This is a genomic window from Streptomyces sp. NPDC002537 (genome assembly GCF_053594975.1).
Genome location: NZ_JBSFWT010000018.1, coordinates 72,360 through 87,476, shown reverse-complemented (window position 1 = coordinate 87,476; position 15,117 = coordinate 72,360). Strand labels below are relative to the sequence as shown.

The 15,117-nt window shown below is 72.9% G+C and carries 13 protein-coding genes; 6 read left to right on the top strand and 7 right to left on the bottom strand.

The genetic code is table 11. From position 1 onward, the window contains the following. The first annotated feature begins 322 nt into the window (after positions 1–322). From ACWD4A_RS11445 to ctaF, 4 genes are all read left to right on the top strand, one after another. Complete coding sequence (locus tag ACWD4A_RS11445; protein WP_451192378.1) at positions 323–781, top strand: NUDIX domain-containing protein; 459 nt, start codon at positions 323–325, stop codon at positions 779–781. Further along, on the top strand, positions 778–2,742 hold the full coding sequence (locus ACWD4A_RS11440) for an ABC transporter ATP-binding protein (protein WP_451192375.1): 1,965 nt from the start codon (positions 778–780) through the stop codon (positions 2,740–2,742). The genes ACWD4A_RS11445 and ACWD4A_RS11440 overlap by 4 nt, the downstream gene beginning before the upstream one ends. 137 nt (positions 2,743–2,879) lie before the next feature. Continuing rightward, positions 2,880–4,574, top strand: a complete 1,695-nt coding sequence (ctaD, locus tag ACWD4A_RS11435; RefSeq protein WP_451192372.1) for an aa3-type cytochrome oxidase subunit I — start codon at positions 2,880–2,882, stop codon at positions 4,572–4,574. Beyond that, the gene (ctaF, locus tag ACWD4A_RS11430; protein ID WP_451192369.1) at positions 4,571–4,960 is read left to right on the top strand and encodes an aa3-type cytochrome oxidase subunit IV; all 390 of its coding nucleotides are present in this window, start codon (positions 4,571–4,573) and stop codon (positions 4,958–4,960) included. The genes ctaD and ctaF overlap by 4 nt, the downstream gene beginning before the upstream one ends. Before the next feature lie 19 nt (positions 4,961–4,979). Here the strand turns inward: ctaF and qcrB are convergent, their stop codons facing one another. Further along, positions 4,980–6,596 (bottom strand): cytochrome bc1 complex cytochrome b subunit, encoded by a 1,617-nt coding sequence (qcrB, locus tag ACWD4A_RS11425; RefSeq protein ID WP_451192366.1) that lies wholly within the window; start codon positions 6,594–6,596, stop codon positions 4,980–4,982. 98 nt (positions 6,597–6,694) lie between these two features. Then, positions 6,695–7,780: a carboxylate-amine ligase gene (locus tag ACWD4A_RS11420; protein WP_451192363.1), complete on the bottom strand. Its 1,086-nt coding sequence runs from the start codon at positions 7,778–7,780 to the stop codon at positions 6,695–6,697. Positions 7,781–7,896: 116 nt separating this feature from the next. Here ACWD4A_RS11420 and ACWD4A_RS11415 point away from each other — a divergent pair, with 116 nt between their 5' ends. Next, positions 7,897–8,955, top strand: coding sequence for an AI-2E family transporter (locus tag ACWD4A_RS11415; RefSeq protein ID WP_451192361.1), 1,059 nt, complete (start codon positions 7,897–7,899; stop codon positions 8,953–8,955). Positions 8,956–8,964: 9 nt separating this feature from the next. Here the strand turns inward: ACWD4A_RS11415 and ACWD4A_RS11410 are convergent, their stop codons facing one another. The 3 genes from ACWD4A_RS11410 to ACWD4A_RS11400 form a co-directional block, all read right to left on the bottom strand. Further along, complete coding sequence (locus ACWD4A_RS11410; protein WP_451192359.1) at positions 8,965–9,444, bottom strand: NUDIX hydrolase; 480 nt, start codon at positions 9,442–9,444, stop codon at positions 8,965–8,967. 45 nt (positions 9,445–9,489) lie between these two features. Beyond that, positions 9,490–10,095 (bottom strand): hypothetical protein, encoded by a 606-nt coding sequence (locus ACWD4A_RS11405; RefSeq protein WP_451192356.1) that lies wholly within the window; start codon positions 10,093–10,095, stop codon positions 9,490–9,492. Positions 10,096–10,174: 79 nt separating this feature from the next. Continuing rightward, a complete protein-coding gene (locus ACWD4A_RS11400; protein ID WP_451192353.1) occupies positions 10,175–10,972 on the bottom strand; it encodes a glutamate racemase in 798 nt (265 codons plus the stop codon). Positions 10,973–11,095: 123 nt separating this feature from the next. On the opposite strand from ACWD4A_RS11400, the gene ACWD4A_RS11395 reads away from it, so the two are divergent. Further along, positions 11,096–12,256, top strand: coding sequence for a glycosyltransferase (locus ACWD4A_RS11395; protein ID WP_451192399.1), 1,161 nt, complete (start codon positions 11,096–11,098; stop codon positions 12,254–12,256). A 6-nt stretch (positions 12,257–12,262) separates the two neighbouring features. On the opposite strand, the gene ACWD4A_RS11390 is transcribed toward ACWD4A_RS11395, so the two are convergent. Together ACWD4A_RS11390 and ACWD4A_RS11385 are read right to left on the bottom strand one after the other, a co-directional pair. Then, positions 12,263–13,525 carry a TerD family protein gene (locus ACWD4A_RS11390; protein ID WP_451192350.1) on the bottom strand — a complete coding sequence of 421 codons (1,263 nt, stop codon included), beginning with the start codon at positions 13,523–13,525 and terminating at the stop codon, positions 12,263–12,265. Between the two features lie 79 nt (positions 13,526–13,604). Further along, entirely contained in the window at positions 13,605–15,107 is a 1,503-nt protein-coding gene (locus tag ACWD4A_RS11385) for a DUF6777 domain-containing protein (protein ID WP_451192348.1), read from the bottom strand. Between the last annotated feature and the right edge of the window lie 10 nt (positions 15,108–15,117).

The window sequence follows — 15,117 nt, the reverse complement described above, 5'->3', positions numbered from 1 at the left end:
CCCCCATGATGATCGTTCCCGGCAGCAACGCAACCCCCGGTTCGGGTGACTCCCACCCCACGGGTGAATCGCACAGCGCCCGCCGTCCGCCCGGCCCGGCGATACCGGGCCCCTTGACACCACCTCGAACTTTCGCCCGAGAAAACGCCCTCGCGAGGCCGTGACGCACCCCAACGGGCGTCGTTTTCCCGATCACACGTCCGAACAGGGGTCAACGAGGAGGCGTAGTGCATCAGGGGCCGGACCGGCACATCGGGAGCATCGGCAGCCACTTGCCATTCGAACAGGAAGGGCGGGAACAGCACGCGGCGGGGTGGTCGGCATGAGCCACCGCGCCCGCTGCACCAGCGTCGTCGACCTGTTCGTCCTGCTGCACCGCGACGACGGTCGCGTCCTGCTGCTGCGCCGGGCCGGGGAGGTGTACGCCGCCGGGCTGCTCGCCCCGCCCGGCGGCCACCTCGAGGACGGCGAGACCATCTTCGACGGCGCGGTGCGGGAGGTCGCCGAGGAGATCGGCGTCGGCATCGACCCGTACGCCATGGAGTTCTGCCACCTCGTGCACCACCGGAGCCCCGAGGGGCAGGGGCGGCTGGGCGTCGTCTTCACCACCCAGCGCTGGGAGGGCGAGCCGCGGAACCTGGAGCCCGCGAAGTGCTCCGGCCTGGTCTGGGCCGACCCCGTGCGCCCGCCCGCGGACTGCGTGCCCTGCACCGCCGCCATCCTGGCCCGGTTCGCCTCCGGCGCCCTGGTGTCCGCGCACGGCTGGGGAGGCGCGGCGTGAACGGGGTGTGCGCGGACGAGGGGTCGCCCTCGGAGCGCCTGCTCTTCGGCGGGCCGCTGCTGCACGACGCGGGGTGGGACCGGCACGGGAGCGCCTACCTGGAGATGTCGCTGTGGGCGATGGCCCTGCGGCTGCCGCGCCTGATCGCCTCGACGGTCCGGCTGGCGTGGCTGGCCGACCGGCGGGCGCTGCGGACCGTGGGGATCGCCGAGACCGTCCAGGGGGTGAGCCAGGCCCTCGGGCTGGTCGCGGTCAACTCCGTTCTCACCGCCGTGCTCACGGGCGGTTCCATCGGGCAGCGGCTGCACGCCGCCCTGCCCGCGCTGCTCGTCGTCGCGGCCATGGGCGTGGCCGGGGCCCTGGCGTCGTCGGCCTCCACGTCCGGCACCGGCAGGCTGGAGCCGAAGGTCGAGCGGGTGGCGACCGAGATGTACCTGGAGCGGGTCGTCCGGGTGGAGCTGGAGGCCATCGAGGACGAGGAGTTCCACCGGCTCCTGGACTCCGCCCAGTACGGAGCCGCCTCCGCGCGGCGGATGATCCGGTACTGCTCCGCCGTCATCGGCGCCCTGGTCTCCTTCGCCGCGGCGGCCGGGGTGCTGACCGTGCTCCACCCGGTGCTGCTGCCGCTGCTGGTCCTGATGACGCTGCCGCGCTCGTGGGCCTCGCTGCGCAACGCCCGTACGCGCTACGCCTCCTTCCAGCGGTGGGTGCAGCACTCGCGCGCCGGGCGGCTGCTGAGCCAGACCCTGATCCGCGTCGAACCGGCCCCGGAGGTCCGTGTCCACGACGTGGGGCCGTTCCTGCTGGAGCACTTCAGGAGCATGTCGGAGAGCTCGGAGGCGGAGCAGACCCGCCTGGCGCACGGCGCCGCCCGCGTCCGGCTGGTCGCGGCCGCGCTGACCGGGGCCGCGACGCTGCTGACGTACCTCGCGCTGGGCGGCCTGCTGCTCACGGGGGTGATGGCGCTGTCGGTCGCGGGCACCGCGGTGCTGGCCACCCGCACCGGGGCGGCGAGTTTGTCGAGCCTCGTCCTCCAGGTCAACTGTCTCTACGAGGAGGCGTGTTATGTCCAGGATCTGGAACGGCTCTGCCGGGAAGCGGTGGACCGGGCCATCCCGTCCGGCGGGCTGCCGGTACCCGAGCGGCCGGAACTCATCCGCTTCGAGGACGTCACGTTCACCTATCCGGGCGGCGGGGACGGCGGGGAACGGCGGCCCGCGCTGGACGGCGTGACCCTCGACATCCCGATGGGCAAGGTCGTCGCCCTGGTCGGGGAGAACGGCTCCGGCAAGTCCACCCTCGTCAAGCTCCTCGCGGGGCTGTACCAGCCGGCCTCGGGAACCGTCCGCTGGGACGGCAAGGACGCGCGCGAACTGGACCGGCGCGAGCTGTTCTCCCGGTTCGCCATGGTCGGCCAGGACTTCCACCGCTGGCCGCTGACCGCCCGGATGAACATCGCCATCGGCCGCACCGACCGGCCCGTCGACGAGGAGGCCGTCGCGGCGGCCGCCCGTCACACCGGCGCGGACAAGGTGGTCGAGGGCCTCCCCAGGGGCTGGGACACCCTGCTCAGCCGCGGCTACAAGGGCGGCCACCAGATCTCCGGCGGGCAGTGGCAGCGCCTCGGCATCGCCCGCGCCCGCTACCGGCAGGCCCCGATCCTCATCGTCGACGAGCCCACGTCCGCCCTCGACGCCCGCGCCGAGGCCGACGTCTTCGACCGGATCCGCGAGTTCGCCGACGCGGGCCGGACCGTCCTGCTGATCACCCACCGGCTGGCCTCGGTGCGCCGGGCCGACCTCATCCACGTCCTGCACGAGGGCCGCCTGCACGAGAGCGGCACCTTCCAGGAACTGCTGCACTCCCCCGCGGGGCTCTTCCGCGACCTGTACGAACTGCAGCGCCGTCAATTCGCCGACGGTGAGGCGGTGGTGCCGGGCCCGCGGCGCGGCGGACCCTGAGCCGCGCGTCCCCGCCCCGGCCCCGGACGCACCCGGGGCCGGGGCGGGCCCCGGATGGCGTACGGGCGGGTTTGCCCGGAGGCGGGCACGGCTACACACGAGGCGCCCGCACAGGGACACCGGCCCACGGAGGGGCAATGGCACAGCTGGCCCAGGACACGCGCGTCACCGACAACCCCCGGATCCGGCTGGGCGGCAGACTCCTGAACTACGTCACCAGCACCGACCACAAGGTGATCGGCAACATGTACCTGGTGACGGCCTTCGCCTTCTTCCTGGCCGCCGGCCTGATGGCCATGCTGATGCGCGCGGAACTGGCCCGCCCCGGGCTCCAGTTCTTCTCCACGAGCCAGTACAACCAGCTGGTGACGATGCACGGCACCCTGATGATGCTGCTGTTCGCCACGCCCATGTTCGCCGGATTCGCCAACGCGGTGATGCCCCTGCAGATCGGGGCCCCCGACGTGGCCTTCCCCCGGCTCAACGCCCTGTCGTACTGGCTGTTCCTCTTCGGCGGCCTGATCGTGGTGTCCGGACTCGTCGTGCCGGGCGGCGCCGCGCCGTTCGGCTGGTTCGCGTACGCGCCGCTGAACAGCGCGGTCTACTCACCGGGGGCGGGCGGCGACCTGTGGGCCATGGGCCTCGTGGTCGCCGGGCTCGGCACCGTGCTGGGCTCGGTGAACTTCGTCGCCACGATCCTGTGCCTGCGGGCACCCGGCCTGACGATGTTCCGGATGCCGGTCTTCACCTGGAACATCCTCTTCACCTCCATCCTGGCGCTGCTGGCGTTCCCCGTGCTCACCGCGGCCCTGCTGGTGCTGGAGGCGGACCGGAAGTTCGGGGCGCGGGTCTTCGACGCGGCGTACGGCGGCGCGGTGCTCTGGCAGCACCTCTTCTGGTTCTTCGGCCACCCGGAGGTCTACATCGTCGCGCTGCCGTTCTTCGGCGTGATCACCGAGATCATCCCGGTGTTCAGCCGGAAACCGCTCTTCGGCTACACGGGCATGGTGGGGGCGACGATCACCATCACCATGCTGTCGGCCTCGGTGTGGGCGCACCACATGTTCGCCACCGGGGCCGTGCTCCTGCCGTTCTTCTCCCTGCTGTCCTTCCTGATCGCCGTGCCGACGGGGGTGAAGTTCTTCAACTGGATCGGCACCATGTGGCGCGGCAGCCTCTCCTTCGAGACCCCGATGCTCTGGGCGACCGGCTTCCTGGTGACCTTCCTGCTCGGCGGGCTGAGCGGGGTCCTCATCGCCTCGCCCCCCATCGACTTCCATGTGACGGACAGCTATTTCGTCGTGGCGCACCTGCACTACGTGCTGTTCGGGACCGTCGTCTTCGCGATGTTCGGCGGCTTCTACTTCTGGTGGCCCAAGTGGACGGGGCGCATGCTCGACGAACGGCTGGGCCGCGTCCACTTCTTCACCCTGTTCGCCGGCTTCCAGATCACGTTCCTGGTGCAGCACTGGCTGGGCGAGGCGGGGATGCCCCGGCGCTACGCCGACTACCTCGCCGCCGACGGCTTCACCACCTTGAACACGGTCTCCACCATCGGCGCGTTCCTGCTGGGGCTCTCCACCCTCCCCTTCCTCTACAACGTGTGGCACACCGCCCGGTACGCGCCGAAGGTGACGGTCGACGACCCGTGGGGCTTCGGGCGCTCGCTGGAGTGGGCGACCAGTTGTCCGCCGCCCCGCCACAACTTCGTGTCCCTGCCCCGGGTACGGTCCGACTCCCCGGCGTTCGACCTGCACCATCCCGAGGCCGCCGAGGCGGGCGCGCCGCCGGGCACCGGCCGGGCCCTTCCGCGCGGGGAGGCGGGCGCGTGAAGACCGAGGCGTTCCTCTTCTCGGGGGTGGCCGGCTTCTTCCTCGTCTCCGGTGCCTTCTACACCTGGCTGTCCGGCCGCGAGCCCGCCGGCACGGCGGCGCTGGCCGTCTCCTTCGTCATGGCGTCGCTGGTGTCCTTCTTCTGCTTCATGAACCACCGCCGCCGGGGTCCCCGGCCCGAGGACCGCGAGGACGCCGAGATCGCCGAGCGCGCCGGACGGCTCGACTTCTTCCCCCCGCGCAGCACCTACCCGGCGCTGACCGCCCTCGGCGCCGCCCTCTGCGCGCTGGGGATCGTCTTCGGCCTGTGGCTGTTCGTCATCGGCTTCGGCCTCCTCGGCGGCGGCGTCCTCGGCCTGTCCTTCCAGCACCTCCAGCGCGACTGACCGCTCCGGCCGCGGCGCGTCACTCCCCCGGTTCGACCGGCGCGGCCGTCCGCTCCTCGATCTGCCGCCGCTGCTCCGGGGTCACCGGCAGTTCCACGCGGTCGCGGTAGTACCAGGTGCTCAGGGCCACGCGCAGCCGCTGTCCGCGGGACGCCGGGCCCTCGGGCGCGGGCAGGGGCCGCGGCACCTCGCGCACCAGCAGCCGGTAACCCCGTCCGGCGGGCAGCGGCAGGTGGCCCTCGCTCAGCCCGCCGTCGGCGCTCTGCTCCACCTCGCCGCTCTCCTCCCCCTCCAGCAGCGCCGCCCGATCGTGGGCCTGGAGCGCGAGGCAGATCCGCTTGGTGACCACGAAGGCCAGCACCGGGCCGAGGACGACACCGGCCCGGAAGATCCACGTCAGTGTGTTGACCGAGACCCGGAAGGTGTAGGCGGCGATGTCGTTCCCGCCCGCCGCCAGCAGCAGGGCGTAGAACACGATGCCCGCCGCCCCGAGGGCCGTACGGGTGGGCCGGTTGCGGGGCCGGTCGCTCAGGTGGTGCTCCGCCCGGTCGCCGGACACCCACTTCTCCAGGAACGGATAGAAGTACAGGGCTGTGAACAGCACGCCCGGCAGGACGATCGCGGGGATCAGCACGTTCCACATGACGGTGTGTCCCCAGAGCACCGTCTCCCACGGGGGCATGACGCGCAGCGCGCCTTCGAGGAAGCCCACGTACCAGTCGGGCTGGGCGCCCGTCGCGACCTGGTCGGGCCGGTAAGGGCCGTAGTCCCAGACCGGGTTGATCTGGGCGAGCGCGCCGAGCGCGGCCAGCAGACCGAAGATCATCAGGAACAGGCCCGTGGACTTGGTGACGAACTGGGGGAACATCGGCACCCCGACGGCGTTGCGATTGGTCCGGCCCCGCTCCGCCCAGTGCGTGTGCTTGAGGTAGACGACCAGCAGCAGGTGCACGGTGATCAGCGCGATCAGCACGCCCGGCACGAACAGCACGTGCACGACGTACAGCCGGGGAATGAGCACCTGGCCGGGGTACGGGCCGCGCCAGACGAACGAGCTCAGGTAGGTGCCCACGACCGGGATCGACATCACGATCGTGTTGGCCGTGCGCAGCCCCGTGCCCGACAGCAGGTCGTCGGGCAGGGAGTAGCCGCAGAAGCCCTCGAACAGGGCGAGGAGGAACAGGGTCATGCCGGCCAGCCAGTTGGCCTCGCGCGGTCTGCGGAAGGCGCCGGTGAAGAAGACCCGCAGCATGTGGACCGCGGCCGCGGCGACGAACACCAGCGCCGCCCAGTGGTGGACCTGCCGCATGAGCAGCCCGCCGCGGACGTCGAAGCTCAGCCCGAGCGTCGAGAGGTACGCCTGCGACATGGGCAGGCCGCGCAACGGCTCGTACGCGCCCTGGTAGACGGTCCGCGTCATGCCGGGGTCGAAGAACAGCGCGAGGTACGACCCCGTGAGCACCAGCACCACGAAGCTGTAGAGCGCGAGTTCGCCGAGCAGGTACGACCAGTGGTCGGGGAACGCCTTCCGCAGCAGGGCCCGGCCCGTCTCGGCGACCGGGAGCCGCCGGTCCAGTGCGACGAACCCGGTCACCGCGCCCGCCCGGACCTCCTTTTTCCTTCTCCGGAACAGCATGTGACACGCTCCCAGTCGCTCCGTACGGCTGATGGGTAACCCGCGTGCCCGGCGCTCAACCGGGGATTAGCCAGAACAGGGGGCGCCGCCCGGACCGTTCAGCTCCTGGCGGAGACCAGGGCCGTCCAGTCCTCCAGTCCGCCCGAGGCCAGCGCGCGGCGCTGCCGCTCCGCCGGGGTGCCGCGGCGCAGGAACCGCCGGACCAGCCGCGCGACCTCGTGCGTGTCCCCGGTCTCGTCGAGTCCGGGCGCGATGTGGTCGAGCAGCACGCGCACCGCGTCCGCGGCCGTGGACCGCCGCCCCCGCGTGTCCAGCAGTTCGGCGCCGAGGCCGTAGCGGGCGGCCTGCCAGGTCGCCGCGTCCAGGATCTCCGGCGCGCGGTCCGGGGCGGGGTGCCCCGACCGTGCGTCACGGATGGCGGTCGCCACCAGTCCGCGGACGATGCCCGCGAACATCATCGCGTCGTCGGCGGTGAGCTGGACGTCCAGGCAGCGCACCTCGACCGTGGGATAGCGCTCGGACAGCCGGGCCTGCCAGTAGAGCTGACCGGAGTCCATGACGGCGCCGGACTCCAGCAGCGCGTCGACGCGCCGTTCGTAGTCGGCCCGGCCGTCGAAGCGGGGCGGCGGCCCGCTGACGGGCCAGCGGCCGAAGACGACGGTGCGCCAGCTCGCGTAGCCGGTGTCCCGGCCCCACCACAGCGGGGAGTTCCCGCCCATCGCGACGAGCACCGGCAGCCAGTGGCGCACCCGGTTGAGCACGGCCACCCCCATGTCGCGGTCGGGGACGCCGATGTGCACGTGCATGCCGTTGATCAGCTGTTCGTCCGCCAGCCGCCCGCCCAGTGAGGCCACGGCCGCGTAGCGCGGCTGCTCGGTGATCGCCACCGGCGCGGCGCAGGCCAGCGGCGGGGTGCCGGTCGCGGCCGGCACGCAGCCGGCCTTCTCGGCGGCGACGGCGACCGCGTCGCGCAGCCGCAGCAGGTGCGCGCCCACGGCCGCCAGGTCGGTGCAGACCGGGGTGGCGATCTCCAGCTGCGACTGCAGCAGCTCCGACTGGACCTCGTTCGCCTCCACCGAATCCCGCGGACCGGCCACCGCGCGCACCTCGTCCGCCAGCGGTACGAGCGCGGCCGTGGCGGGGTCCAGCAGGAGGTACTCCTCTTCCACTCCCATGGTGATCACATGACACGTGTACCCGCCGCCGGGCGGAGTGCCGCTCGGCTCAGCAGGTGGTCTTCGGCGGCCGTCCGCTGCTCTCGGCACCGCCCGGGGTACGGAGAGAGGCCAAGGAGGGCGCGATGCAGTCGGAGAACGGTCCGCGGGTGCTGGTGCGGCCGACGGCGTCCTGGTTCGCCGCGGGGTTCAGCGTCGGGCTGGGGCTGACGCTGGCCTATCTGGCCGTGCAGACCGTCCTGCGGATCAGCGGTGTCCTCACGCTCCTGCTGCTGGCCCTGTTCGTGGCGATCAGTCTGGAGCCGGTGGTGGCCTGGCTCGCGGGCCGCGGGCTCGGGCGCGCCTGGGCGGTGACCCTCGTGATCGTCGCGTCGCTGGGGTTCCTGGCCGGCTTCCTGGCGCTGGTGATCCCGCCCGTCTCCAACGAGATCGCCGCCCTGGTCGACACCGTGCCGAAGTGGCTGAACCAGCTCCACGACCACCACTCCACGCTGGGGCGGCTGGAGGACCGCTACCACCTGGTCGCGAAGGGCCGTCAGCAGTTCGGCTCCGGCATGGGCTCCGCGCTGGTCGGCGGGCTGCTCGGGGCGGGGCACCTCGTCATCAGCGCGGTGACCGGCACCGCGCTGGTCGTGATCCTCACCGTCTACTTCATGGTGGGCATGGAGCAACTGAAGATGTTCGCCTACCGGTTCGTGCCGCTCAGCCGCCGGGCGCGCGTGATCGAGACGACCGAGGCGACCCTCGTCCGCGTCGGCCGCTACATGCTGGGCAACGCCGCCACGTCGGCCGTGGCGGGCCTGGCCACCTTCGCCTGGTGCGCCGCCCTGGACGTGCCGTACGCGGCCGCCCTCGGCGTCCTCGTCGCCCTCCTCGACATGGTCCCCGTCGTCGGCTCCACCATCGGCGGGATCGTGGTCAGCCTCGTCGCCCTCGCGGTGTCCTTCCCCGTCGCCCTGGGCACCGCGGGCTTCTACACCGCCTTCCGGCTCGCCGAGGACTACTTGATCATGCCGAAGGCCATGCGCTTCGCCGTCGACGTGCATCCCCTGGTCACCGTCGTCGCCGTGGTGATCGGCGGTGCCCTCCTCGGCATCGTCGGCGCGCTCATCGCGATCCCGGTGGCGGTGGCGATCGGCATCGTCCTGGAGGAATCGGCGTTCCCCAAGATCGACGCCGCGTAGGAGTGCTCCTCAGCTCTCCCCGAGGCCCTCGAACCAGGTGGGGCCGCCCTCCGTCGCCTGCTTGATGCGGGTGACCGCGAACTCCTCCATGGGCGGCAGCGCGTCCGGCTCGAACCAGCCCACCTCCAGCGACTCGTCGTCGTTGACGCGGGCCTCGCCGCCGACCGCGCGGGCGAGGAAGCAGGTGTCCATGAACTGGCAGCGGTCGCCGTTGGGGTAGGTGACGGGCTCCAGGGCCTGGACGAGGAGGACGCGTTCGGGGACGCAGTGGACGGCGGTCTCCTCGTAGACCTCGCGGACCACCGCGGCGGCGGGCTGCTCGCCGGGCTCGGGGATGCCGCCGATGATCGACCATTCGCCGGTGTCCGAGCGGCGGCCGAGGAGCACGCGGCCCGCGTCGTCGAGGACGATCGCGCTCACGCCGGGCATCCACAGCAGTTGCCGGCCCGCGGTGGCGCGGATTTCTCGGAGGAAGTCGGGGATCGCCATGGACCGAGCCTAATGCCGGGTGGTGATCATCCGTACCGTCGGTGCTCAGGCGGCGGCCCGGCGGCCCCCGGCCCGGCGGAGGCCGTCGCGGATGACGCGCACGGCGGCCTCGGCGTCGTCGACGGTGACGGTGAAGGTGCGGCCGTCACCGAGCTGCAGGACGAAGCCCTCGCCACGGCGCACGACGACGGCGGTGCCCTTCTCGGGGCGCCAGCGGTAGCCCCAGCCGCCCCACTGGCGGGGGGTGACCCGGGGGGCGAAGTCGGCGCCGACCACCTGGGCGAGCGGAATGCGGGTGCGCGGCACCCCGATGTGGCCGCAGCGCACCTCCAGCGCTTCGGGATCCACCCGTACCGCCACATGGACGAACGCGAGGGTGCCGTAGAGCATCAGCAGGCCCGCGGCGACGCAGCCGACGACCGACATGACGAGAGGGGCCAGCCCCGAGGTCCACGCGCTGTCGACAGCCAGCTCGACGCCCAGCGCCAGGCAGGCGGCGCCGGCAGCGGCCAGCAGCCACTGCATCCGGTTGGTCGCGCGACCGGTCCAGACTCCGAGTTCGGTGCCGCCGTCGGCTGGGGAAGGGGATCCGACCGCGTCCGGCTTCTCGTCGCCCTCGTGGCCCTGCGGGCCCTTGGAGTGGTCCCTCATACGAGGCAGCCTACTCACCTTCCGCCACCATGGCAGGGGTGCTGCCGGGACGGAACCGGATCGTGTGGCGGGCGGACGGTCAGGGCCGCACGGCGCCGACCGCGGTCAGCGAGCGCCCCTCCGCCCAGGCCAGCGCCGTCGGCGTCAGGGTCTCCTCACGGCCGCTGAGCAGCACGGTGAGACCGCCCGTCGGCTCGGCGTCGGGCGCCGGGGCGGCACCGATGCGGCGCAGCGCCTGGGCGGCGACGGCGTCCGCGGAACCGTGGAGTTCCAGGGGCTCGTCCGAGGGACGGACGAGGGGCCGAACGGCCGCACGGATACGCTCCGCGACGAGCTCGTAATGGGTGCAGCCCAGGACGACGGCCCTTACATCGCTCGGGGTGAGGGCCGCGGCCGCGGCCACCGCGGTGTCGATGGCGTGGCCGTCGGCGCGCTCCACGGCGTCGGCGAGGCCGGGGCAGGGCACCTCGGTCACGCGGACGCCGGAGGCGAAGTCACGGATCAGGCCGCGCTGGTAGGGGCTGCCGGTGGTGGCCGGGGTCGCCCAGATGGCGAACGGGCCGCCGCCGACCGCGGCGGGCTTGATCGCCGGGACGGTGCCGATCACCGGGAGTCCGGGCTCCAGCTCGGCGCGGATGGCGGCCAGGGCGTGCACGGAGGCGGTGTTGCAGGCGACGATCAGCGCGTCGGGGCGGTGCGCGGCGGCGGCGCGGGCGCACTTCAGGGCCTGCTCGATGAGGTCCTCGGGGGTCCGGGGGCCCCAGGGCATGGTCTCGGGGTCGGAGGAGAGGACGAGATCGGCGTCGGGCCGCAGGCGGTGCACAGCGGCGGCCGCCGCCAGAAGGCCGTTTCCGGAGTCAATGAGCGCGATCTTCATCCGGTCACTTTAAAGGATGGGTGCGGCGGCACCCCGCCCCGGACCGTGCGCCCCGGCCGCCCGAGGAGCCGAAAAGCCACCCGGCCAGGGAATTCCTGCGGCAGACTGCCACGGGTGAGTGCGCTGACCTGGATCATCGTCGGGTCCCTGGCCGCGTGGCTGTGGCTGCTGCTGGGACAGGGCTTTTTCTGGCGTACGGACGTGCGGCTGCCACCGCGCGTGCCGCCCGGGGAGTGGCCGCCCGTGGCGATCGTCGTCCCCGCGCGGGACGAGGCGGAGGTGCTGCCGTCGAGCCTGCCGTCGCTGCTCGCGCAGGACTACCCGGGCCGGGCGGAGGTCTTCCTCGTCGACGACGGCAGCACGGACGGCACGGGTGAGCTGGCCCGTTCGCTGGCCGCCGGGCACGGCGGCCTGCCGCTGACGGTGGACTCGCCCGGGGAGCCGCCGCCCGGCTGGACCGGCAAGCTGTGGGCGGTCCGGCACGGCATGGCGCTCGCCCGGTCCCGTACGGACGCGGAGTACCTGCTGCTGACGGACGCGGACATCGCGCACGCACCGGACAGCCTGCGGGAGCTGGTGTCGGCCGCCCGGTCGGACGGGCTGGACCTGGTGTCGCAGATGGCGCGGCTGCGGGTGGCGACCTTCTGGGAACGGATGGTCGTCCCGGCGTTCGTGTACTTCTTCGCGCAGCTCTACCCGTTCCGCTGGATCAACAGGCCGGGCGGGCGGACGGCCGCGGCCGCCGGCGGCTGTGTACTGCTGCGCGTGGAGGCCGCCGAGCGGGCCGGGGTGCCGGATTCCATCCGGCAGGCGGTGATCGACGACGTGTCGCTGGCGCGGGCGGTGCGGCGCGGCGGCGGGCGGATCTGGCTGGGGCTGGCGGACCGGGTGGACAGCGTCCGGCCGTACCCGGGCCTCGCCCCGCTGTGGCGGATGGTCTCGCGCAGCGCGTACGCCCAGCTGCGGCACAATCCGCTGCTGCTCCTGGGGACCGTGGCCGGGATGGTGGTGGTGTATCTCGCGCCGCCGGTCGCCGTGGTGGCGGGCGCGCTGACCGGGGACGCGGTGCCGCTCGTGGCGGGCGCGGCGGCGTGGGCGGTGATGGCCGGGACGTATGTGCCGATGCTCCGCTACTACCGGCAGCCGCTCGTGCTGGCGCCGCTGCTGCCGTGCACGGCTCTGCTGTATCTGCTGATGACGGTGGATTCGGCGGTACAGCACTACAGGGGCCGGGGCGCGGCCTGGAAGGGGCGGACGTACGCCCGCCCGGAGGCCGCGCCGTGAGCGTGTTCACTTGCGGCCGGGCGTCCAGTTCATGCCCCAGCCGTACGCGCGGTCGAGGGTGCGCTGCGGGCTGACGCCCCGGTCGGGCACCAGGTAGCGGGCCTCGCGCTGGACGACGAGGTCGCCGTCGTTGTTGGTGATGAGGGCCAGCGCGCAGACGTTGGAGGCCACGGTGCACTCGTCGAGTGCGAACTCGACGGGCGCGCCGTGCTGCGGCTGGAGGGTGACGGTGGCGTGGAGCCCGGCGAAGCTGCTGGCGCCCTCGTAGATCGTCACGAAGACGAGGATGCGCCGGAAGTCGGCGGTGCGGTCGAGGTTGACGGTCAGGTTCTCGCCCGCCGCGGACGCGCCGGTCCGGTCGTCGCCGTCGAGGTGGATGTACGGCGGCTGGTGGAGCGCGCCGAAGGAGTTGCCGAGGGCCTGGACGACGCCCTTGCGGCCGTCGTTGAGCTCGTACAGGGCACCGAGGTCGAGGTCCAGGTCGGGCTGCAGGGCCATGCCGAGCCGCTGGGTCCAGCTCTTCGCCTGCTGGCGCACCTGCCAGTTGAGGTTGACGCGCAGTGCCCCCGAGGTGCCGCCCTGCTTGGTGAGGGAGACGGTCGGCGCATCCTTGGTGAGCGTGACCTTGGTCAGCCGTACGGGAGCGGGGGCGGGCGGCGCGGGCGGCGGTACGGGGGCCTGCGCGGGGGCGACGGGAGTGGCGGGGGCGGGCGGGGCCGGCGGCGCGGCCGCGGGTGCCGGCCGGTGGCCGTCGACGGAGATGCCGAAGTCGGTGGCGAGGCCGGCGAGGCCGCTGTCGTACCCCTGGCCGACGGCCCGGAACTTCCACTCGCCCTGGCGTCGGTAGAGCTCGCCGAGGACGAACGCGGTCTCCACGGTGGCGTCCGAGCTGTCGAAGCGGGCGAGTTCCGCGCCGCTCGCCGGGTCGAGGACGCGGATGTGGAGTCCGGGCACCCGGCCGAAGATGCCGCCGTCGGCGGAGGCGGCGAGCACCACGGTCTCGACGGCGGGCTCGACGCCGGCGAGGTCGACGGTGAGCGCGTCGGTCACGGTGTCACCGGCAGGGCTCTTGCCTTCGTGACGGACGGCGCCGGAGGGGTGGACGGCCTGGTTGTAGAAGACGAAATCGGCGTCCGAGCGGACCTTGCCCGCCGTGAGCAGCAGCGCGGAGGCGTCGACGTCCGGTATGCCGGGTCCCGTGCGCCAGCCCAGCTCGATCCGTACGGCCGGTGCCGGAATCCGGATGTTGGTGCCCTTGAGCATCCCCATGCTCCACCCCTCTGAACAGTCCGTCGTTGTCCGTCGTTGCAGGAACCCAACGTACCCCTGACGGCTGTTTCCACCGGATTCACCGGTTTCCCTGACGTGGTTCCGCCGACCGCGCCTCGGCTGTCCGCGCTTCGGCTGTCCGCCGGGGTGGGGCCGGGGGCTGCTCCACGGCCGTGGGCGGATGCGGCGGGCGCTCGGCGGGTGGGTAGGTCGCGGGATGCTCGGCGGGTGGCGGGTATGTGGCGGGGTGCTCCGTCGGCGGCTTCGGCTCGGTGGGCGGGGGTTTCGCCCTCGTGGGCGGGGGCTGGGCGACTGTCGGTGGCGGCTTCACGGCCGTGGGCTCGACGGCCGTGGGCGGCTTGGCTCCGGCGGTCGTCGGCGGCTTGGCTTCCGCGGGAGGGGACTTCACCACCGTGGACGACGGAACGGCCCGCGTGGGCGGGGGGTTCACCGCCGTGGGCGGGACCTTGCCGGCGGTCGATGGCGGTTTGGCCTCCGGGGAAGGGAGCTTCCCTGTCGTCGGCGGGGCTTTCGTCGGGCCGGTCGCCCCCTCCGTGGGCGGCCCGCCCGTACGGGAAGCGGTCGGGGGCGGGGTCGCCGACGACGGCGGCGCGGTGCCGGGCGACGACGGTTCCGCCGACGGCGTCGGCTCCCCCGGTGTCCCGGACGGCGTCCGCTCCCCCGGCGTGGGGGAACGGTCCCCGGGCCCGGTGCCGGTCGGACGGCCGGACGGCGTGGCGCGCGGCGGCGGGTTCCAGTGGAAGGTGGCGGAGTCCTGGTTGCCGTCCGTGCCGACCTGGCGGTCGAACGCCTTGTCGCTCTGGAAGGGGTCGACGAGCGGGATCTCCTTGACCGGGCCCTTGTCCTTGGGCCTCGGCTTGATGACGGTGACCTCGGTGTCGCTGAAGGCCGCCCAGCGCACGCCCGTGTAGCTGGACGCCTGGAGGTCGACGTCGTGGTCCGGTTCCCCGAGCGGGTTGCCGCAATTGCACTTGACCGCGGGCCCGGTGTACGGGTCGTTGAGGACGACCACGCCCTTCTGGAGCACCGACAGGTACTCCCTGGTGCGGCCGTCGCCCTGGTAGTCGTGGTTCTTGACGAGGGTGTCGTCGAGCAGGACGACCTCGGTGAGGCTGTCGATGTGCGCGGCGATGCGGCCGGCGTCGATGCCGCGCACCGCCGCCCACGCCTTGGCCTCGGCGGGGTCCTGGGTGATCTGTTTGATCAGCAGGGCCTTGTCGCAGTGCACGGCGCCGGGGGTGCCGCCGAACGCGCCGCGCGCGTCCACCGGCTTCTCGCCGCCGCCCCCGGACGGGGAGTTGACGCCTTTGAGGTCGGTGCCGGGGTTCCGCGCGAACGGATGGTCGCCGGTCACTCCCACCGCCTCCAGGGTGAGTTGGGCGATCTTTTTCTTCTGCTCCGACGTACAGCTCACGACGGCCGCGCCGCCGAGCACCACGGGCACGGTGAGCAGGGAGACGATCCGGAGCCTCCTGCGCCGCAGCGCGGCGCGCCGGGTGGCGGGCGCGCGCCGCGCCCGTATGGACAGAACACTCGCGAACGGAACGGCGACCAGCCGCATGAACACACCC